A 20,393-nucleotide genomic window follows, 5' to 3' on the forward strand; every position below is an offset into this window, starting at 1 on the left:
TAATCGTCAAATATTGTATATTAGTTATAGCTAAAAGCCGAGCTTGCGCTAAAGTTGTTAAAGATTAAAATTTATCGATCGCCTTTTATGCCTTACACTGCATCTACCCCAACAGATCCCAATCAACCCAACATCCGCAATGCCGACCACCGCCTACTAGAATTCACCAAGCTAACTCCGATGATGCAGCGGTATGTGGAAGTGAAAGAACAGTATCCCCATGCACTTTTATTGTTTCGAGTCGGAGATTTCTTTGAGTGTTTTTTCCAAGATGCAGTTACGATTTCGCGCGAATTAGAACTTGTTTGTACTAGCAAAGAAAGCGGCAAAGAAATCGGCAGAGTGCCGATGACAGGAGTGCCGCACCACGCCCTAGACCGCTACACCTCAATGTTAGTAGAAAAAGGCTATGCTGTAGTAGTTTGCGACCAAGTTGAAGATGCCTCGATTGCTGCGAAAGAAGGCCGCCAAGTCAAGCGAGAAATTACCCGCATTCTCACTCCCGGAACCTTGACTGATGACGGAATGCTCAAACCCAGACAAAATAATTTTTTAGCAGCAGTCGTCATTGCTGGGGAACATTGGGGATTGGCTTATACAGATATTTCTACGGGAGAATTCGTCACTACCCAAGCAGATAGTTTAGAACAATTAACCTTAGAATTGCTGCGTTTGCAACCTTCGGAAGTCTTGGTACCGACTAATGCGCCGGATTTGGTGACTATGTTGAGGCCCGGAGAGAAATCCGAGCATTTGCCCGATTGTTTGCCGAATTCGTTTTGCTATTCTTTGCGATCGCAAATTCCGTTTACTTTGTCCGAAGCAAAACAGAGAATACTGCAAAAATTCAAAGTGCGATCGCTCGAAGGTATGGGATGCGGCCACCTTTCCCTCGCAGTGCGTGCCGCCGGCGGTTTGCTGCAATATATCGAAGAAACTCAAAAGGAAAAAGCAGTTTCTTTGCAAAGATTGCACACTTACACTCTCACCGATTTTCTCATACTCGACTACCAAACCCGCCGCAATCTCGAAATTACTCAAACAGTGAGAGATGGGGTTTTTCACGGTTCGCTGCTGTGGGCTATAGACAAAACCAGCACCGCCATGGGAGGCCGCGCTTTGCGCCGCTGGGTGCTGCAACCTTTGCTCAACATTAAAGGCATTTGCGCCCGACATGACACGATTCAAGAATTAGTAGAAAATAACGGTCTGCGCCAAGATTTGCAGCAGTTGCTGCGCCAAATTTATGACATCGAAAGACTGACAGGCCGCGCCGGTTCTGGAACAGCTAGCGCGCGGGATTTGGTCGCTTTAGCTGATTCTCTCTCGAAACTGCCGCAATTAGCCTCGATCGCAGCCGAAGGGCGATCGCCCTATTTGAAAGCGCTGCAAAATGTACCGCCAATTTTAGAAGAATTAGCAAGTAAAATTCACGCTCATTTAGTTGATGAACCGCCGATTCATTTAAAAGAAGGAGGTTTGATTCGATCGGGAATCAATCCTATGCTAGATGAAATGCGCCAAACTGCATCAGCAGACCAAGAATGGATTGCAAATTTAGAGGCAACTGAGAGAAAGCGCACCGGAATTTCTAATTTAAAAGTAGGCTACAATAAAGCTTTCGGCTATTACATCAGCATTACAAAATCGAAAGTAGACCAAGTGCCGAAGGACTACACCCGCAAGCAAACTCTCACCAATGAAGAACGTTATAGCACTGAAGAATTAAAAGAAAGGGAAGTGCGAATTCTGACAGCGCGGGAAGATTTAAATCAATTGGAATACGATATTTTTGCTAAAGTGCGATCGGAGGTAGGAGAACACGCCGAAATTATTCGCAACGTTTCCCGCGCCGTGGCGGCGGCCGATGTTTTGTGCGGTTTAGCAGAAGTAGCAGTTTACCAGAATTACTGCCGCCCGACTATGACAGAAAGTCGGGAAATTAAAATTATTGAAGGTTGTCATCCTGTGGTGGAAAAGTCTTTGCCACCGGGATTTTTTGTACCTAATTCCGCTTTTTTGGGTCGGGAAGAATCGCTAAACCGCCCAGATTTAATTATTTTAACCGGGCCGAATGCTAGCGGCAAAAGTTGTTATTTGCGGCAGGTTGGTTTGATTCAGTTGATGGCGCAGATGGGCAGTTTTGTGCCGGCGAAAGCTGCGAGTTTGGGAATTTGCGATCGGATTTTTACCCGCGTCGGCGCCGTCGATGATTTGGCAACAGGTCAGTCTACGTTTATGGTGGAAATGAACGAAACTGCAAATATTCTCAATCACGCGACGCCGCAATCCTTGGTTTTGCTAGATGAAATTGGCAGGGGAACGGCAACCTTTGACGGACTTTCGATTGCTTGGTCTGTGGCAGAATATTTAGCAACTGAGATTCGGGCGCGGACAATTTTTGCGACTCACTATCACGAGTTAAATGAGTTAGCTTCTATTTTGGATAATGTCGCAAATTATCAGGTGACAGTGAAAGAATTGCCGGATCAAATTGTTTTTTTGCACCAAGTTCAGCCGGGAGGTGCTGACAAATCTTACGGAATTGAAGCCGGCAGATTAGCCGGTTTACCGCCGTCGGTGATTGACCGGGCGAGACAGGTGATGAGGCAGATTGAGAAACATAGCAAAATTGCGATCGGGCTGCGGAAAGGTGTTAAAAAAGATGGTAAAAAAGAGTCGGAGGGCGAACAGTTGGATATTTTTGATGATTGAAATTTCCGGTGGGAAAAAAAATTGTAGTAACTGCTATATTGCACCATTTTCAATAAGCCTTTCAGGGGCGGGATCTCCTGCCCAACCCCTACTCCCCACAATAAAATTCACTCTTTGTGGAACAGGCATCCTGCCTGTTCTTGAGCATGGTGCAATATCTCAGTTACTACTTTTACTACAAACCAGGAACTCTCCAGCAACTCTAACGCCCATTTTGCAATTTTCTTACCTCTTTGTGCACGCTCATCCCTATTTCCAAAGCAGGCCGACTTGCTCAATCAGTTGAAAGCGCGGCGTAAAAAGACGAGGGCGGAACGGGAAGACGTGGAGGTAATTTTAGGATTGTTGGGCGGATGAGTAGTCAGGGCGTCTTGACTTGCCGACTACAGGTAGTAGCAATTGGGGAGAGATTGAATAGAAAGTGAATATTTCTATTCAATTTCTATTCAATTTCTATTCAAACGATACTCAGTTTGGTCATTCCGTAGTCAATTTGTATCCAATTTCTAGTCAACTAGACTCATCACAAAGCGAAAAAATCAGCAATAAAAAACCTCAAACCGTTGATTTATCGTTGGTTTGAGGTTTTTATGGAAGTAAGCGGGCAGCGGGAATCGAACCCGCATAGTTAGCTTGGAAGGCTAAAGTTTTACCACTAAACTATGCCCGCGCACAGAAACTAAACATACCACAAGTCTCTGGGGATTGCAATAGGCCTGTGCAAAATTTTTGAATACCTCCCTCACAGTGGCTGAATCCGGACTTGCGGGTCGATCGCCCCCTCACTCCAAAAATCCCCGTCTCCGATGCTGGGTAAGGCTTTACGGGTGGAAATAATCGTAAATTTGCTGCGCCAGACGGGGGCCAATCCCAGAAACTTCTGCCAACTGTTCGGGAGTCGCTAAACGGAGATAGTCGATCGACCGAAAATGTGCCAACAATTGTTTTTGTCGGTGGTGTCCCAATCCGGGAATTTCATCAAGGCGCGATCGCTTCATTCTCTCGCTTCTTCGATCCCGGTGAAAACTCACAGCAAACCTGTGCGCCTCATCCCGCACCCGGCGCAATAATTGTACGCCCGGTTGCTCAGAATTAGTTTGCAGTGGCAAAGATTCCCCCGGCAAAAATATCTCCTCTCGCTGCTTTGCCAAACTGACAACGCGCAACTCTTCTAGCAAATTCATCTCCCGCAAAACTGCCACAACCGCTGACAGTTGACCTTTGCCGCCATCTATCATAATTAAATCTGGTTTGTCGGAGATAGTACGAGAAACGGAGGATAAATTGCTGATTTTTTTCGATTTTCCTAAATCGCTAAATTCTTCTTCCTTATCCGTTAAATCCGTTAAATCCGTTATAAAATCCGTTGCCGAACTTTCTTCTTCCTTCACTCCTCGGAATCGGCGACCGATAACTTCTGCTAAACTAGCAAAATCATCAGAATGACCCGATTTAATTTCAGGATTTTTAATTTTGTAGTGGCGGTAGTGTTGATTAGCTGGCAAACCGTCAATAAATACGACGCGGGAAGCTACGGCGTCAGAACCTTGAATGTGAGAAATATCGTAACCTTCAATGCGACGAGGAACTTCTGGCAAATCGAGAATTTCTGCTAAATCTTCCATTGCTTGAGAATTGCGATCGCTCAATCTTTGCATTCTCGCCAATTCATACTCAGCATTGCGTTCCACCATCTCAATCAACTCAGCCTTAGTTTGCCGTTGTGGCGTCAAAATGGTAACTTTTCGCCCCTTACGATTGCTTAACCAATCTGCTAATATTTCCCCTTCTGGCAATTCGTACTGCACAGAAATTTCGCTGGGAATTTCTACGGATTCGACATTTTGATAGTGTTCTTCCAACACCCGCTGTAAAATCGCTCCGGCCTCTACCCCCCCAAGGCTTGGGGGGGAGGAAAGAGAAAGTTCAGATAACTCTTGCCCCCCCGCTTGTAGGGGCGGCGCCCCCGTGCCCGCCCTGAGTTGGGAGGGTATTTCCGCCATAAATCCCAATCTTCCGACCAATTGACCGGCGCGAATTTGGAACAATTGGACGCAAGCGTGCTGGGTGTCTGCCGCAAGTGCGATCGCATCTCTGGAAACCGTATCGTCGGGCAAAGACACTTTTTGACCCGCACTCAAAGACTGCAAACCCTTAATTTGATCGCGAATGCGCGCCGCCGTTTCAAAGTTTAAATCTTCGGCAGCTTGTTCCATTTGCGGCGCTAACAAGTCGAGTAATTCCTGAGTTCTTCCCTGGAAAATCATCGCTACTTTTTGGATGATTTTTCGGTATTCCTCCGGCGAAGTTAACCCTTGACAAACGCCAACGCAGCGCCCGATGTCGTAGTTCAAACAAGGACGGTCTTTAAATAGCGGTTGAGGGCGCTGCCGCAGGGGGAAAATTCGCTTAATTAAATGCAGCGTACTCCTCAGTGCCCCTGTATCAACGTAGGGGCCATAGTAGCGGTCTTTTGCACTACCTGCGCGGCGTTTGCGGGTGATAAAAATGCGCGGGTATTCTTCCGACCAAGTTATGCACAAATAAGGATATTTTTTATCATCTTTGAGGAGGACGTTAAAGTAAGGTTGGTGCTGTTTTACGAGGTTTGCTTCTAACGCTAAAGCTTCCGCTTCTGTGTCGGTGGCGATGAATTCAATTTCGCGCACTTGCTGCACCATCATCGCGATGCGGGGACTGAGATTTTGGCTTTCGCGAAAGTAGGAACGGACGCGGTTTCGGAGTTTTTTGGATTTGCCGATGTAAAGGATGCGATCGCTCTCGTCTCGCATTAAATATACACCAGGAACCGCCGGGATTTCTTTGAGGCGACTTTCTAGGCGTTCCGAGTCTTTAACTAACGGCAGAGTTTTTGTGGATGGCATTGCAAGCTATCTCAGCAAAATAGAGACTGATTGTACACTCTTTTATTTTACCTTAATTACGTCTAGTTTGACGGCTGCTACCGTCGCAAAACCCACCGACTACACTTGAAAATCTGTTACAATATCTGAGATAAAAACTTGCGAGTGCGTTCTTCCTTCGGGTTCTGAAAAAATTCTTCTGGCTTCGCTTCTTCCACTAAAACGCCGCCATCCATCAATACAATGCGATCGGCAACTTCGCGCGCAAAACCGACTTCGTGAGTCACCACCACCATTGTAATTCCTGTTTGAGCCAAATTTCGCATTACATCTAACACTTCCCGCACCATTTCCGGGTCTAATGCTGATGTCGGTTCATCAAACAGCATAATTTTAGGCTGCATGGCTAGAGAACGTGCAATAGCGACCCGTTGCTGCTGTCCCCCAGACAACTGTCCTGGATATTTTTTTGCTTGTTCCAAAATTCCCACTCTTTCTAACAGTTGCATCGCCACTTCTTCGGCTTTTTTCTTCGGCCACCGACGCACCCACACCGGCGCTAGCATGACGTTTTGCAAGACTGATAAGTGGGGAAATAGGTTGAATTGCTGAAACACCATTCCTACTTCGCTGCGAATTGTCTCAATGTTGCGTAAGTCGTGGGAAAGTTCGATTCCGTCGATCGTAATTTTACCTTGTTGGTATTCTTCTAAGGCGTTGAATGTGCGAATAAACGTCGATTTTCCCGAACCCGATGGCCCCATCACGACAACCACTTCACCTCGGTTTACGGTCATGCTGACGCCTCGCAGTACGTGAAATTGTCCGTACCATTTGTGGACGTTTTCTGCTACGATTACCTGTTCTGGGGTTGTGGGTTTAGTTTGCATAGTTTTGTCCTTTAAATAATGACGGATAATTATTGCCTGATGACTGTTGACTACTTCAGCGGAGGGGGGTTTATATATATTTGGGTTGGGAGGGGGCGGGTTTATATATATTTGGGTTGGGAGTTATATTTTGTTGGTGAACCCGCCCCTACAGACTGCGGACTAATGACTTTTTTCTAAAGTTCGTTCTATTTTGCGGCTTGCTAGGGAGATTGAGTAGCAAAATATCCAATAAATGATGCCGACGAATATGTAAACTTCGGCGTATCTGCCGATATAGGATGGATTTGCTAAAACTGCGCGGGATATTCCGATTAATTCTAACATTCCGAATAGAGACAGCAGGGATGTATCCATGAATAATCCGATGAATTGACCGCCGATCGCAGGAATGACTATTCGCAGTGCTTGAGGCAGTACAATGAGAATTGTGAGTAGGGGTGTATTGAGTCCGATCGACCTAGCTGCTTCTATTTGTCCCCTAGGCACTGCCTGCAAGCCACCGCGCACGTTTTCCGCCAAGTATGCCGCACTAAATAAGGTTAATCCAGCAATGGCTCTAATTACTCTATCTAATTTCGGATATTCGGGCGGCAAGAAGAGTTGCAGCATCACTTGACCTAAAAACAAAATGCCAATTAAGGGTAAACCGCGAATAATTTCAATGTATAATGTTGATAACAATCTCACAACTGGCAAAGAACTTTGTCTCCCTAGTGCTAGCAATACTCCCAAAGGAAAGGAAAGCACAATACTAATAACTGCTAAAAACAGCGTCAATACTAAACCGCCCCAATCATTTGTTGACACTTCTGTCAAACCCAACCCGCCTTTAATTAGCCACAAAATTATGGGGAAGGAAAGAGCCCAAATTGCAGGCATCCAGCTAACCCCCCCCAACCCCCCCTTGCTAAGGGGGGGCGAGGGGGGGTTGCGGTTAATTTGCCTTCCGATGACATAGCTGGCGGCGGCTGCGATAATAATTCCTAAGAGGTAGAGGCGAGAGGTTAGGTCGATCGGCGAAATGACCGCACCCACAACCGCAGCACCGAGTATAATTAGTAAAGGCGGATTCCAAAGACGTTCTTGCCGCTGAATGTTTCCCCAAGTTAATCCTCCCAACAAGGCAATTATCCCCGTTACTATCCACAGCCTCCAGTAGGAGTCGCGGGGAAATCTGCCCGCGAAAAATAGCGGCAAGTTGGCTTCTAATACGCGCCATTGAGCTTTTGTTGTTGCCCAAACGATAATTCCTTTAATAGTTTGGAAGGCGATAATTAGGCAAACTACTGTCAGAATGCTGTTGTACCAGGTACTAAATAAATTTTTGCGCGCCCAATTCCAAGGGGTAGGCGATTCGGTGGCTGGGGGCGGTAATATGGGGAGAGTTTCCATCTAGCGGTTTTCAATCCTATATTTTATTAACCCGCGTAGGCGGGTTTTGTTTGTGTAGACGCGATTTCCAATCGCCAGGGGTTTTGTTTGTGGAGACGCGATTTCCAATCGCCAAGGCTAAAAAAAATCATACTTATTTTCGCCGATTTATCCAATCTTCTCCACCTGGTAACTGACTTAAATGCTGGGCTAACACTGCGGGTAAATCTTTTGCGGAATGGATATAAGTCAAGTTCAATAACCTCACAGCAGTTTGAATAATCAGGTTTCTATCCATCATCTCTGCCAGTTGAAATTGAGTATAAGCACCATTCAATACTTCCTCCGCAGCCTCTGCAATCGCATCCTCAATCACCTCCTCCTCTATAAAACTCTCCCATTCATCAGAATTGATGTAATAAGATGTTTTATTATCTTTAATATTTGCCTTCTTAATTTCTCTGATTGAATTGCGAATCGAACTTGCCCAAGAACCAGTTAATCGCTGTTCAACTTGATTTTTAATCAAGTGAATCAGCAAAACATTTAAAAAGGATTGGATTTGTCGCAAAATTGCCTGTTTGCTCATTCCATCTAACTCATCGACTATTGCCAAAGCATCCGTATACCTTCCTTCCAATATGCTATTTCTAAGAGCCATTAATTCTTGTGTCATTTGATTCCCCTTAAATTTGATAGTGACCAACCCAGATATTTGTTGTCATTGATGATTAATTACACTAGCTAAGATTCCTAAAATTTTATTCACATCTGTGATATAATATTCGGTCAAACCTATTTCAATTACTTGTTTTTTTAATCGGAGAAATTTCCAGATAGTTCCGCTAGTGACAGCGCCATAAATCGCCGGAATTTCGTTTCCTTGGCGCTCATTAAATATCCTGGCTGCCAACATTTCCGCTACGCACTGTCCCAATTCACTATTGAGATTTTCCGGTTTTGCTTCTACAATTATAATGACTGGTGCAACAACTAACAAAAGTCCTGATGAATTGCCAATTAGAAAATCGCAACTACCGTCTAAGCCTCTTTCGGAGTCAACATTAAAGTCAATACCGGAAAATAAGCTAATTCGATTTTGTAATTGTTCTCTAAGTTCAATTAAAATTGGTGCTGTAATCATTTCAGCGCGGGATTTCTGGGTGTTACTTGCCAGACCTAACGGTACACTGCGCTTGAGAGTTTCTGCTAGTAGTTGGCTGCATTCTAAGTTGGGTTCTTTGCCAAACAAATCGGCGACTTCCGAATACTTTAATTCAAATGTTTGGACTGCGCCCTCTAAACTAAAATCACTGTACGCCATTTAACGCGCTCTCCTTTGATTCCAATTAAAATAGATTAAATTTCAACTATTTACCTTTCCTTGATTTGTACAGTTTTATTGTACCAATTCATGAACAGAGAAACTATCAAACTAATTGTTAGATATGTTACCATGATAATTAACATTGCTTCGATCGCCCTACCAGTCTGATTCAGCGTCGGAGAGCCCACCACAAAATAAACGTCGGGATAAGCAACCGCAACCGCTAAACTCGAATTCTTAGCTAAATTCAGATACTGACTGGTTAAAGGCGGCACAATCACCCGCAAAGCTTGCGGCAAAATTACCATCCGCATCATTGTTCCCGACTTCAGCCCTAAAGACTTTCCCGCTTCCCACTGGCCTTTCGATACTGACTGAATTCCGGCCCGCACAATTTCTGCAATGTAACTGCCAGTATACAAGCTGAGCCCTGTCACCAAGGCGGCAAATTCTGGAGTTAATTTTAATCCTCCTTCGAGTTGCAATGCTGGCGTCAAGCGGGGAAAATCTAGGCGAAAAGGCAGATTTTTGGTAATAATCAAAGCTAAGATTGCACTTAGCCCGATCGCACCTAGAGCCCAAAACAACTGTCTTCCCGGCTTCGCTTCTTCCAACATCACCCGCGCCCGCCACATCCACAGCCCAGCGGCAGCCAAAACTCCGATAGTTAGCAAAATCACCCAAATCTCAAAACCCGGCAAAGCCACCGCTGTTGGTACAGCAATGCCGCGATTTGTCAAGTAAATCGGCCCCCTCATCTGCTGATTGTCTTCGAGTTTTGGCAGGGAAATGAAAACGGCAAAATACCAGAAAAATAATTGCAGCAATAACGGCGTATTTCGCAAAATTTCTACGTACAAACCAGCCAAATGCCGCAGCAGCCAATTGTCGGAAAGGCGGGCAATTCCTACAGTCAAACCCGCAACTGTTGCGAAAACAATACCGAGACCCATCACCCGCAGCGAGTTGATTAAACCGACAAAATAAGCTTGTCTGTAACTGTTTTCTGGACTGTAGGGAATCACGCTTTCGCCGATGTCAAAGGATGCTTGGGAATTGAGAAAGTCAAATCCAAATGCAATCCCCAGTTGCGAGTAATTGGCGCCCAGATTGTCCGCGAGAATCGCGATCACAACTATTACTAAAATTAGGGCGATCGCCTGTACGGCTATTTTCCAGAAGCGATCGTCCCGCAGCAGTTTTGATATATCTTTAAATTTGGGAAATCTCTGGGCTTTGCCCGGTGGAGGTTCTGGGTTCATAACTTAAATTATATTTGATAAATCTGCTGGCAAATCCAGGCGAGATTGAGCTTTGGTGCGTGATATCGTTTCCGGTTGCATCGGAATTATTTAACCGCAGAGGGCGCAGAGAACGCAGAGGGAGAGAATACAGAGATGAATTATTCCGATGCTACCGGATTTGATATGACTTGATAGTTACTCGATTGGCGATCGGGATTTTTCAAGTCACGCACTCTACATAGCTTTGGTGCGTGACTTGATAGTTACTTGATTGGCGATGGGGATTTTTACCGTCACGCACCCTACATAGCTTTACTAGCGGAATGGCGGCGAGTAAAGCAAACCGCCATCTTTCCAGAGTCTGTTTTGACCCCGTTCTAACTTGAGTGTACTTTTGGGGCCGAGGTTGCGATCGTACATTTCCCCGTAATTCCCCACTTTCTTCACAACGCGGACGGCGTAGTCGTTCGGGAGTCCGAAACCTTTACCTAAATCTCCTTCTGTTCCTAGCAAACGTTTGATGTTCGGGTCTGTAGTGCTTGCCACAATTTGGTCTACATTTCCTGAATTAATTCCCAAATCTTCAGCTTCAATCGCCGCGAAAACGATCCATCTCACCGCATCAGCCCATTTAGGATCGCCGCTTTTCACCGCTGGGGCTAATGGTTCTTTTGACATCACGATCGGCAAAACAACATTATTCTCGGAATTCGGCAGAGTTGTCCGCTTAGAAACAAGTTGCGATCGATCGGCAGTAACACCTTGACAGCGACCTTCTTGATAAGTCGCAAAGGTAGCATTCACATCTTCAAACACCACAGGAGTGTATTTAATTCCTAATTTTCGCATTTGGTCGGACAAATTTTGTTCGGTGCTCGTACCTGTCTGCACGCAGATAGATTTGCCCGCAAAATCTTTTAAACTTTTGATGCCGCTGTCTTTTTTGACCATGATGCTTTGAGAGTCATAAAAGATCACCGGGGCAAATTCCAGTCCGGTAGTGCTGTCGCGACTCGCGGTGTAGGTGGTATTTCGGCTGAGAATGTCGATTTCTCCTGCCTGCAAAACTGTAAATCTATCTTTAGCGTTGAGTTTTCGGTACTCGACTTTTTCGGGATCGTCAAATATTGCTGCCGCCACAGCCCTGCACACATCCACATCCAGTCCCGAATATTTGCCTGTTTCGTCTACAAAGCTAAAACCCGGCAGTTCGCCGCTGATGCCACAAATCAGTTTGCCCCGGCTGACAATTGTATCTATCCGGCTGGAACCTTGTTGCGAGTTGCCGCCTGCTGCAGTTGTTGCTGTTGTTTGTCCGGTTTGTGCCGATCGATCCCTACAAGATGCCAACGGTGCCACAAACAACACACTTGCTAGTAGCAGAAATCCCCATTTACGCATAGATTTTAATAGAACGCTTTCCTGACAATCCTACCTTGTAGCTGTCAGAACTGTGGCGATCGGCTATCTACACAGCTTCCGGTTTCAAATTAGCCGTTCTGCATCCATTGCTGCACAGCGGCAACTGCCCTGACTACCCGCCTGTTTTTTTTGAGCAAGCTGGGATCCCAAAGTTAGAAACCCGGTTTCTGGCTGGAGGTATGGTCGTCAAACCTCAGATTTATCCCTGAAACCCGGTTTCTTTTCTGCTATTTCTGCCCAGCGCGAGCGATCGTCGCCCTTCCCTGGAATATTTATCCGATTTTGATTGAATCCGCTCACAGTAGCTCTGGTGCCAGCCGCTGCTCAGCTAAATCGCGGATTAGGGAAAGCCGAGACTGGATGTATTCGTCCAACAAATCTGCTTCTTTGCCATTGAGCGCAGAGTTTGTCTTTAACTGCTTCAGCAGCCACTGTACCAGGGTGGCATCGTCTAAATTGACTAACAGAGTAGCTTGGGTGGTCTCAATTAATGACCAGAGTTGGCGTAACATGACTGGAGTCATAAAACCTCGTTGAGCGTAAATACGCACTTAATGGGCGGGGATAGCGAAAAGCTGGTCTTGGTGTCTCAAGCCGATAGACGAAAAGCACCCTCTGAGCCATCGGCTTAATGATTATTTTATATTTGACCACAATAACTTAAGACAGTAGTGTCGCAAGTTACAACACACAAGATGTTATAAGAGTTCCCAATTCCTTCACATTGAGATAAACATCTTGATAAAAGATTAACAATCTTTACACGCGCTCGCTCGCGGGGCTGCCAATATCCGCGATCGGGCTCCACGGGCCCGGTGCACAATAAAATTGACTACTCGGTAGCCACAAACTTTTGAACCCCCGCCAGAATGATTTCTAATTCAGCGATGATTTTTGTAGCCCCCTCCAAATCATTTGATTCGGCCCGACTTTGAAGCCGATCTGCCAGATCGGGCATTAACCGCACCGCCGCCGTAGCGCTGACACCTTTAATTTGATGAGCGTGGCGCGCCAGTGTCTCCATATCTCCAGAGGCGATCGCCCCCTTAGCAGCTTCTAAATAACTACCAGTATCCACCACAAAAGCTTGCAGTATTTCCCGCTCAAACTCTAAATCAGCGCCCGAAATTTCGTGCAAACGTGCCATATCGACTACCGATTCGATATCTGGCTCAGAATTTTGAAGTTCCTCGCCATTAAACTTGGGAGTTTCAATTTTTAGCTTGGCCGACCAATTTGCTAGTACCGATTTTAACTTTTCGATCGCAATAGGTTTGCTAATATAATCGTCCATGCCCGCCGCCAGACACTTTTCCCGATCGCCCTTCAAAGCATTCGCCGTCATCGCAATCACCACCGTCTTTTGATGCGGCTGCATCTTCCCAGCAGCATCTGCCGCTTCCCGGCGGCGCAATTCCAGCGTTGCTTCGTAACCGTCCAAAACCGGCATCTGACAGTCCATCAACACAATGTCATACTTTTTCTGAGCAACCATAGATAGCGCCTCTGCGCCGTTATTCGCGACATCTGCAGTGCATCCCAAAACTCTGAGTTGATTGAGACCAACTTTTTGATTGATTGGAGTATCTTCAACTAACAAAATCTTTAAACTTCCTAACTCCCGGTTGTCAATAGCTGAGGCTCGATTGGAAGTTGAACTTGCCAGTGGCTCATCAATCAGCGTCATCGGGGCGATCGCATTCGCCAAGCAATCAAATAGTCGGTGAGCCTTAACAGGTTTAGTTAAATACCCGCTAAAACCGCTATCTACCAAGCGTTTCGCCTCTGCAAGCTGAGTCATTGAAGTCAGCACCACCCAATGCGTCTGCTGCATTGCCGGCTCAGAAATCCTCAAGCGTTCGAGACTTCCGGCCACCATTTCCGGCAACTGAATATCAACCAAAACGATATCGTAAGGGGTATTAAGGCTGACAGCTTTGTACAGAGATGCGATCGTCATCCAACCGTTCTCAACCTCCTCAACTTCCATTCCCCACAAAACAGCCATTCTCACTAGCACTTTTCGCACTGTCGGCTTGTCACTGGCAACTAACATTTTTCGCCCCGCCAGTACCGTTTCAAAATTAACTTCGCACGCTGTCCCGACAGCAGTTAAATTTTCCTTAACTGTCGGCACAGTAAACCAAAAAGTCGAGCCTTGGCCAGGGGTACTTTCCACACCGATTTGCCCACCCATTAACTCCACCAACTCCTTAGAAATAGCCAGCCCCAAACCAGTACCACCGTATTTTCTTGTCGTAGAGGCATCAACTTGAGTAAAAGATTGAAACAGCTTTTTTTTGTCTTCGGGAGCAATCCCAATTCCTGTATCTGTGACTTTAAACAGCAGGAGCATCGAGTCATTATTTTCTATTTTTACCGATTCTATATTTTCTAAAATTTTCTGATTATCGCTGGCTGCCAACAACCCAGGATTACTAGCATTAGCAACCTCAATTACCACTTCTCCTGCTTCTGTAAACTTAATAGCATTGTTGATCAAATTAGTCAGTATTTGCCGCAACCGCGCTGCATCACCTTTAATTTGCACCGGCACGTCACTGTCAATCAGTGCCACCACTTCTATACCTTTTTCTTGTGCGGGAGTTGCCAACAAATCCAGCACTTCATTCATACAGATACTGAGGTTAAATTCTAGTATTTCTAAGCGCATTTCTCCTGCTTCCAGTTTGGAGAGATCTAGAATATCGTTAATGATGGAGAGTAAATTTTGACCGCTGAGTTTCAGCGTCTGTACAAAGTCAAGCTGTTCGGGAGTAAGATTCGTTTTCAGCAGCAAATCAGTCATCCCCATCACTCCATTCATCGGAGTACGGATTTCGTGACTCATATTTGCTAAAAATAGCGACTTCATTCGAGACGCTTCCAGGGCTGCTTCACGGGCCTGCTGCGCTTGTTCAAAAAGAGTAGATTGCTGAATGGCGATCGCCAACTGCACGCTCAACCTTCCCAGCAAATCCACCTCAGAATCAGTCCAAACGCGCGGAGATCTGCACTGATGGGCAATCAGCAACCCCCACAAGCGATGTTGACTCGTTTCCAAACTCCTTCCCGGCGGACTCATTTTAGTTTCCGGCGAGTATTCTGTTGCCAACTCCTGACTTTCATCGCCTATAAAAATTGGTACAACTAAATTAGCCCTTACCTGCAAACTAGCAAGTAAATCTCGGTGTGTTTCACTCAAACTGGCAGTATAAATATCTGCCATTGCTTGAATTTGTCCAGAACTATATAGGGATACATAACTTTCCCCAAAGGATGTCATTGGAACTTCTCTGCCCAGCAGGGGCATCCAATCATCCCCTACAGATTCCACAACCACAACCGCTGTTTCCTCGGACTCAAAACGATAAATTACCGTGCGGTCAGTTGCCAACAACTGCCGCACTTCTTGTACAGCAGTGCTCAGAGTTTGAGTGAGGTTGAGAGACTGCCGGACTCGCTGGGCGATCGCCGAAACCAGCCGTTCTTGTTCTGCTTGTTCCTGCAGCATTCTCTCAGCTTGCTTGCGTTCGGTGACATCGCGAATTACCGCAGCAAAGCACAGCGGTTCGGTGGTTTGAGGGTGCTTGACCAGAAAAGCATTCATCACAACATCAATGGGTTGTCCGGTTCCCAAGTGCTGCATTTGACCTTCGCCTTGCCACTGGCCATGACTGATAATTGTTGGTAAAATCTCTTGACTAAATTTCTGTTGAAAATAGGGCCCAATATAATCCCATATCTCCGTATAAAGCACTGCCGAAAGATTCTCTACACCCACCAGTTTTTGTCCGGCTTCGTTGACAAACAGTGTTTTGCCTTTCAGGGTAGCCATACCGATAAAATCGCTGCTGTTTTCAATCAGCGACACAAATTTTTGCCGTTCTTCTTCTCCTTTTTTGCGTTCGGTAATGTCGCGCTTGACGCAGACGTGACAAATTACATCGTCGGCGTTGTTAATCACAGAGTATGCCGCAACGTCGATCGCCAGCGTCTGGCCTTTTTTAGTGCAGTTAGTAATTTCGCCCCGAAAACTTCCTGTTGTCGCTAAACTTTGGGCAATTGCCAAAAAGCGCTCCCCCGCAACCAGGGGCGAAGCTTCTGCTTCTAATTCCGCGTCTGTGTATTCTAGAAGCGTTTGGTGAGCGAGATTTTGTTCGAGGAAAAACCCGTCAGCATCGATAATGACGATCGCATCATTGGAGTTTAAAAATATTTCTCGGTAAAGTTTTAGTTTTTCCTCAGCTCGCTTGCGTTCGCTGATGTCCCTTTTGACATTTACGTAGCAAACTACATCCCCAGCATCATTGAGAACCGCAAAAGCCGAAAGCTCCACCTCAACTGTTCCTTCTGGCAAAGCCTTAATAAAGGTCATTTCGCCTCGGTAACTCCCAGTTTCTGCCAAGGTTTGCATTACCGAGGCAAATGCCTGTTCTCCCATGTGAGTTACCGGGGTTTTCCCCCACAATTTAGACGAACTGTAGCCCAGCAAAGCCGTGTGAGCTTGATTTGTTTCTAAGTAATAGCCTTGGGGGTCTAAGATCGCGATCGCATCGTTGGATTTCAAAAATATTTGTTGATAAAGTTGCAGCTTCCGTTCAGCTTGTTTCCGGGCGCTAATATCCGTGAACAAGCCGTAGTAAACTATCTCCCCCGATGCTTGAAATTCGGGCTGGGAAGCTCCTTGCACCCATTTAAGTTTTCCCGACGGAGTGACAATTCTTCCTTCCCAGCGCCAAGGCTGCAAGTTTTCAGCAGAAAGCGTCACCGAGTTGAGAAAATCATTTCGATCTTCGGAATGAATCATGTCAACAATTACATTAAAATTCTGCTGAGCAGCCTCTGGTTCTATTTCATACAATTCTCGGCAGCCCGCGCTCACAAACGAGAAGGCCATCGAGCCGTCTGGATGCAAGTCAATTTGATATACCGTACCGGGTACGCTAGCAGTAATTTTTTGCAGTTGGGCTTGGCTTTGATTCCTGGCTTCATCTGTGGCCTGCAATTGACCAATCTCTCTAGAAAAACCTAAAACCCCAAATATATTACCCTCTGCATCGCACAGTGGCACTTTTTGCGTGTCAAAGATGTGCTGTTTGCCACCTTCAAAGACGATCGCCTGGTAGGGATTGCGAACCCTCTCCCCAGCCAGCACAGCTCGATCTTCCTCGCGGATGCTCCTAATTTTGCCGTTGCGATCGCCAAATACTAATTCGGCTGAAAACCCTAATTCAATATCATCTTTGCCGATAATTTCCTCAACATTTTTCCCCACATATTCAGCAAAACTTTGATTGACAAAAATGTATCTAAAGTTTCTATCTTTCGCAAAAACTCTGTCCGGCGCCTTGTCCATTACAGCCCGCACCAATAGTTCTTGAATTACCGAATCCAGAACCCAATTATTTTTAACTTTATCCTTGACACTGGTCGTTTTAGCTGCTAAAATAGTTAACTGTTTTGTACAAATTTGAGCGACTGTGTGGAGCAAACAAAGGTGTTCCAAATTAAAAGCAGTTGGCTGCTCTGCACCAATGAAAAATACTCCCAACAATTCTTCACTTTCATCTGGGTTGGCTGGTGCCATCAATACCGACTGAAACTGAGCAATTGGTGGCGGAGCGATGTTGTGCGCCCAGTCCCCATTGCCGGCAAGCCATTCAGCGCGAGCAGCCTGCAAGCGCTCTTCAATTTCGGCTTTGGCGCTAGCAGTTAAGGGCTGTGAGTGTTCCAGGTATAGTCGATCGTCCGGTGGCGTCAAAATGGCGATCGCCGCGCCAGGAATGAGGCGATCGAGATGTGTCAGACACGCAGACCAAATTTCATCAGCGCCAGCCGCGAGTTGTATTTTCTCCGTAAGTTCGTTGAGAACTTGCAGTTCCAAGGTACGCTGGCGGACTTTTGCTTTGAGGCTGGCGGCTAGGATTTGCATAGTGCTCACCACGCTGGTTTGCTTATATTATAATAATTATTGATTTTCAAATTTTTGTAAACAATCATCTTAAAATATATCCGCCGAAAAGACAACTTTTTGATATTGAAATTACCTTCAACCGATAAAAAAAAAGCGTGCGATCGGGAGCAAAGAGACACTGCTCAATGCAAGCTCTCGCTCCCGCTGCGACTTAACATCACACCTAAAGATAGATGCAATATCCAGACTTCCGTGGATTAAACCAAAAAAATTTAGACCAAAGTTCAAACCCTCAAATTCATCTGTAGAGTCAATCAAAAATCGAAAATCGAAAATCAATGGACGGTGAAACTAGCCCATTAAAATCACATTATCGATCACATGGATGACGCCGTTGTCTGCTTCGATATCCGCAGCAACAACTGTAGCATTTTTAACCTCAAAACCGTCAGAACAATCAATTTTAATCGGCGAACCTTCCAAGGAAGTAACAAAACCGAGTTTTGCCAAATCAGCTTTCATAAACTTACCGGAGACGACATGAAACATCAAAATCCTAGTCAGTTGGGGAACGTTCTGCACTAGGGTTGTGATAGTTCCCGGCGGCAATTTCGCAAAAGCATCGTCATTGGGTGCAAAGACAGTGAAAGGGCCCGGACTTTTGAGCGCATCTACTAAATTAGCTACTTGCACGGCTGTTACGAGGGTTTGGAACGAACCCGCACCTACGGCAATATCAACAATATCAGGCATTGTGTTTTACCTCATCTGGGAAAAAAGTTCTATTAAGTATCGTAAACTGATTTGGTTACTGGTTATATCAAATCTGTTAGCATCGGAATTATTCATCTCTCTTATCTCCCTCTGTGTTCTCTGCGTTCTCTGCGGTTAAATCATTCCGATGCAACCGGAAACCATATTATTGGTTATTTGTACAATACTGGCGTACCCGATGCCAAAACCTCTGTTTCTAAATCTGCTATGGGTGAGTTAAAATTATCTCCTTTGTGAATGCTAAAACTGCCGTACAAAATAGAAATTTCAAAAATGTCTGTAGTAATCGCCGCAGGCTTGCGGTGTTCCGGCTCGCCCAAAGAAATTCCGAAGAATTCAGCTTCCAATTCGCCAACTGCCTCTTCATCGTGTACAGTCCAACTGATATCGCGACAGTCTTTGAATGCCAGCATATAAGGCAATCTTTCTTCTGGATTGTAGACGCATTCAATTAATACTTCGTTTCCCCATAAAGATACGTTGACTTTTGTGATTAAAGATGTAAAACCACCCAATCCAAGCAAGTTATAGTCATCCTTCCAATCACTCATTTAATTTCTCTCCCGTATTGTGAGTCCCTGGAATTAAATTACCAAATTCGTCTCTCGTTCGCAATAAATTACCATCTCTATCGAGACGCAAACCTTTGTTGATATTTCTTCCATCTGAGCCATATTTCGGTGCAGGCGTTCTAATTACTTCACCGTTAGGACGGATCATTAGTGTTGACTTATCAAAAAATTTATATGCAACATAACCATCTCTAGTAGTTCTGATTTCTGCACCCAGTCCGCGCAAAAAGTCATCGACTTCTTGGCGAGTCATGCCGGTTAAGTCTCCAAACTCAGATGCAATTCCATTTCCTCCCACTCCCTGACTCGGCACGCAAGTCTCCTCACCAACCATTGCCTTTTCGAGTTTAGCACATTACCTTTTGCAAGTAGCTACGCAATACGCTTGTGATACCAAAACCTCTGTTTATCAACTCATTCCCAAGTCTTTTATCTCTAATTTCACACCTAAAATTGAGATTGCTACAATACTGCTTGCACTTGTGATGCCAAAATCTCTGTTTCTAAATCTGCTATTAGTGAGTTAAAATTCTCTCCTGTGTGAATGCTAAAACTGCCGTACAAAATTGCAATTTCAAAAATATCAGTATGAATCAAAGCTGCTTTCCGGTGCGCGTTTTCACCCAAATGAATGCCAATCAAATCAGCTTCAGGATCTTTGACATCTTCAGGATGGAACACCTCCCAACTGATGTCTCGGCAGTCATGAAATACTATGCTATAAGGCAATCGATCGCCTGTCGGATCGTAAATACATTCAAATAAAATTTCATTCCCCCACAAAGACACATGGACATTTGTGATGAGGGATGTAAGTCCACCTAAATTAAGCAAGTTGTAGTCATCGGGCATATTAATTACTCACTTTTTCTCCAGTATTTTGCGTCCCAGGAATCTTATTGCCAAATTCATCGCGTGTTTTGACCAAGCTGCCATCTTTGTCAAGACGCAAACCTTTGTTTATTTTTCGGCCATCTGAACCGTATCTGGGAGCTGGGGTGCGTACAACTTCACCATCAGGACGGATATTGACTCGTGAACGATCGGCAAATTCGTATTCAAGATAACCCCCTTCAGTAGTTCTGATTTCTGCACCCAGCCCGCGCAAAAAGTCCTCGACTTCTTAACGATTCATTCCGGTTAAGTCTCCAAATTCCGATGCAATTCCATTGCCTCCAACTCCCTGACTCGGCACGCAAGTCTCCTCAAAAACCATTGCCTTTTCTAGTTTAGCACAGTTGGAGAAGGGGAGGAAGCAGAAATTCCCAATGACCAATGATCAATTAAAAAAAAA

Annotated in this window: 15 protein-coding genes and 1 tRNA gene; 1 reads left to right on the forward strand and 15 read right to left on the reverse strand. The window is 45.3% G+C overall.

What is annotated here, in order from left to right; all coding sequences use genetic code 11:
• Window positions 1–87 precede the first annotated feature (87 nt).
• Window positions 88–2,715: a DNA mismatch repair protein MutS gene (gene mutS, locus QUB20_RS03955; protein WP_333243386.1), complete on the forward strand. Its 2,628-nt coding sequence runs from the start codon at window positions 88–90 to the stop codon at window positions 2,713–2,715.
• A gap of 599 nt (window positions 2,716–3,314) precedes the next feature.
• Here the strand turns inward: mutS and QUB20_RS03960 are convergent.
• The 15 genes from QUB20_RS03960 to QUB20_RS04030 all read right to left on the reverse strand — a co-directional run bounded on the left by QUB20_RS03960 (window position 3,315) and on the right by QUB20_RS04030 (window position 20,207).
• A tRNA-Gly gene (locus tag QUB20_RS03960) sits at window positions 3,315–3,385 on the reverse strand.
• Between the two features lie 151 nt (window positions 3,386–3,536).
• Window positions 3,537–5,600, reverse strand: coding sequence for an excinuclease ABC subunit UvrC (uvrC, locus tag QUB20_RS03965; protein ID WP_333243390.1), 2,064 nt, complete (start codon window positions 5,598–5,600; stop codon window positions 3,537–3,539).
• A gap of 116 nt (window positions 5,601–5,716) precedes the next feature.
• Entirely contained in the window at window positions 5,717–6,469 is a 753-nt protein-coding gene (locus QUB20_RS03970) for an amino acid ABC transporter ATP-binding protein (RefSeq protein ID WP_333243394.1), read from the reverse strand.
• A gap of 162 nt (window positions 6,470–6,631) precedes the next feature.
• Window positions 6,632–7,864, reverse strand: a complete 1,233-nt coding sequence (locus QUB20_RS03975; RefSeq protein WP_333243398.1) for an amino acid ABC transporter permease — start codon at window positions 7,862–7,864, stop codon at window positions 6,632–6,634.
• Window positions 7,865–7,997: 133 nt separating this feature from the next.
• The gene (locus QUB20_RS03980) at window positions 7,998–8,519 is read right to left on the reverse strand and encodes a DUF29 family protein (protein WP_333243402.1); all 522 of its coding nucleotides are present in this window, start codon (window positions 8,517–8,519) and stop codon (window positions 7,998–8,000) included.
• 45 nt (window positions 8,520–8,564) lie between these two features.
• Window positions 8,565–9,167 (reverse strand): hypothetical protein, encoded by a 603-nt coding sequence (locus tag QUB20_RS03985; RefSeq protein WP_333243405.1) that lies wholly within the window; start codon window positions 9,165–9,167, stop codon window positions 8,565–8,567.
• Between the two features lie 50 nt (window positions 9,168–9,217).
• Window positions 9,218–10,432, reverse strand: a complete 1,215-nt coding sequence (locus QUB20_RS03990) for an ABC transporter permease subunit (RefSeq protein WP_333243408.1) — start codon at window positions 10,430–10,432, stop codon at window positions 9,218–9,220.
• 297 nt (window positions 10,433–10,729) lie between these two features.
• A complete protein-coding gene (locus QUB20_RS03995; protein WP_333243412.1) occupies window positions 10,730–11,815 on the reverse strand; it encodes an amino acid ABC transporter substrate-binding protein in 1,086 nt (361 codons plus the stop codon).
• A gap of 317 nt (window positions 11,816–12,132) precedes the next feature.
• Window positions 12,133–12,360: a hypothetical protein gene (locus QUB20_RS04000; RefSeq protein ID WP_015178453.1), complete on the reverse strand. Its 228-nt coding sequence runs from the start codon at window positions 12,358–12,360 to the stop codon at window positions 12,133–12,135.
• 308 nt (window positions 12,361–12,668) lie between these two features.
• Window positions 12,669–17,771, reverse strand: a complete 5,103-nt coding sequence (locus tag QUB20_RS04005; RefSeq protein ID WP_333243415.1) for a PAS domain S-box protein — start codon at window positions 17,769–17,771, stop codon at window positions 12,669–12,671.
• Window positions 17,772–18,104: 333 nt separating this feature from the next.
• A complete protein-coding gene (locus tag QUB20_RS04010) occupies window positions 18,105–18,506 on the reverse strand; it encodes a fasciclin domain-containing protein (protein WP_015178455.1) in 402 nt (133 codons plus the stop codon).
• A 173-nt stretch (window positions 18,507–18,679) separates the two neighbouring features.
• The gene (locus QUB20_RS04015; protein WP_333243418.1) at window positions 18,680–19,078 is read right to left on the reverse strand and encodes a hypothetical protein; all 399 of its coding nucleotides are present in this window, start codon (window positions 19,076–19,078) and stop codon (window positions 18,680–18,682) included.
• Window positions 19,071–19,433: a hypothetical protein gene (locus QUB20_RS04020; protein ID WP_333205343.1), complete on the reverse strand. Its 363-nt coding sequence runs from the start codon at window positions 19,431–19,433 to the stop codon at window positions 19,071–19,073. Before QUB20_RS04020 ends, QUB20_RS04015 begins: the two co-directional genes overlap by 8 nt.
• 128 nt (window positions 19,434–19,561) lie before the next feature.
• Window positions 19,562–19,951: a hypothetical protein gene (locus tag QUB20_RS04025; protein WP_333243421.1), complete on the reverse strand. Its 390-nt coding sequence runs from the start codon at window positions 19,949–19,951 to the stop codon at window positions 19,562–19,564.
• A gap of 1 nt (window position 19,952) precedes the next feature.
• Window positions 19,953–20,207, reverse strand: a complete 255-nt coding sequence (locus QUB20_RS04030) for a hypothetical protein (protein WP_333243424.1) — start codon at window positions 20,205–20,207, stop codon at window positions 19,953–19,955.
• Window positions 20,208–20,393: the final 186 nt, after the last annotated feature.

Origin of the sequence: Microcoleus sp. B4-C2, assembly GCF_036705265.1 — a bacterium.
Classification (GTDB): Bacteria; Cyanobacteriota; Cyanobacteriia; order Cyanobacteriales; family Microcoleaceae; genus Microcoleus.

What these genes read in the sequence shown, in the direction of transcription:
- mutS (WP_333243386.1), top strand. Translation starts at nt 88, where the DNA reads ATGCCTTACACTGCATCTACCCCAACAGATCCCAATCAACCCAACATC.
- uvrC (WP_333243390.1), bottom strand. Translation starts at nt 5,600, where the DNA reads ATGCCATCCACAAAAACTCTGCCGTTAGTTAAAGACTCGGAACGCCTA.
- QUB20_RS03970 (WP_333243394.1), bottom strand. Translation starts at nt 6,469, where the DNA reads ATGCAAACTAAACCCACAACCCCAGAACAGGTAATCGTAGCAGAAAAC.
- QUB20_RS03975 (WP_333243398.1), bottom strand. Translation starts at nt 7,864, where the DNA reads ATGGAAACTCTCCCCATATTACCGCCCCCAGCCACCGAATCGCCTACC.
- QUB20_RS03980 (WP_333243402.1), bottom strand. Translation starts at nt 8,519, where the DNA reads ATGACACAAGAATTAATGGCTCTTAGAAATAGCATATTGGAAGGAAGG.
- QUB20_RS03985 (WP_333243405.1), bottom strand. Translation starts at nt 9,167, where the DNA reads ATGGCGTACAGTGATTTTAGTTTAGAGGGCGCAGTCCAAACATTTGAA.
- QUB20_RS03990 (WP_333243408.1), bottom strand. Translation starts at nt 10,432, where the DNA reads ATGAACCCAGAACCTCCACCGGGCAAAGCCCAGAGATTTCCCAAATTT.
- QUB20_RS03995 (WP_333243412.1), bottom strand. Translation starts at nt 11,815, where the DNA reads ATGCGTAAATGGGGATTTCTGCTACTAGCAAGTGTGTTGTTTGTGGCA.
- QUB20_RS04000 (WP_015178453.1), bottom strand. Translation starts at nt 12,360, where the DNA reads ATGACTCCAGTCATGTTACGCCAACTCTGGTCATTAATTGAGACCACC.
- QUB20_RS04005 (WP_333243415.1), bottom strand. Translation starts at nt 17,771, where the DNA reads ATGCAAATCCTAGCCGCCAGCCTCAAAGCAAAAGTCCGCCAGCGTACC.
- QUB20_RS04010 (WP_015178455.1), bottom strand. Translation starts at nt 18,506, where the DNA reads ATGCCTGATATTGTTGATATTGCCGTAGGTGCGGGTTCGTTCCAAACC.
- QUB20_RS04015 (WP_333243418.1), bottom strand. Translation starts at nt 19,078, where the DNA reads ATGAGTGATTGGAAGGATGACTATAACTTGCTTGGATTGGGTGGTTTT.
- QUB20_RS04020 (WP_333205343.1), bottom strand. Translation starts at nt 19,433, where the DNA reads ATGGTTGGTGAGGAGACTTGCGTGCCGAGTCAGGGAGTGGGAGGAAAT.
- QUB20_RS04025 (WP_333243421.1), bottom strand. Translation starts at nt 19,951, where the DNA reads ATGCCCGATGACTACAACTTGCTTAATTTAGGTGGACTTACATCCCTC.